We start from the raw sequence: 454 nt of genomic DNA on the forward strand, positions 1-454 counted from the left end.
GCTCGTCACTGTGGTCGGGGCAGGTTTGCGCGGCGCCTGCTTCTGTGGCCTATTGGCGGCCCGCACTACGGGCACACCGATAGCAGCTCCGGTAGCGACGAGCAAGCCCCCTAGCGCTGTACGTCTGGTGATTAGCGCCTTCCCAGACAAGCATGTCCTCCTGTTCGTGGACCCGGTGCGTTCACGTCCATTCTCACGCCGTTCGGTCCAATGCGTCCAGATTGTCTGCATCAATGATGCGGTACGAGTATCCCTGCTCGGCCAGGAATCGCTGACGATGGCTGGCAAAGTCTGTATCAACGGTATCGCGCGAGACGACCGCATAGAAACGGGCCACCAGGCCCTCTTTGGGACGCAGTAGACGGCCCAAACGCTGGGCCTCTTCTTGACGCGATCCAAATGCTCCCGAGACCTGGATGGCGACCTCCGCGCTTGGTAGGTCAATGGAGAAGTT

The 454-nt window shown here is 60.6% G+C and carries 1 protein-coding gene; it reads right to left on the reverse strand.

Annotation, left to right across the window (positions count from 1 at the left end):
- Nucleotides 1-193 precede the first annotated feature (193 nt).
- Nucleotides 194-454: hypothetical protein (locus H7U32_RS10205; RefSeq protein WP_204469912.1), on the reverse strand; the 261-nt coding region annotated here is incomplete at its 5' end.

Origin of the sequence: Bifidobacterium pullorum subsp. saeculare, from assembly GCF_016899725.1 — a bacterium.
GTDB lineage: Bacteria > Actinomycetota > Actinomycetes > Actinomycetales > Bifidobacteriaceae > Bifidobacterium > Bifidobacterium pullorum_C.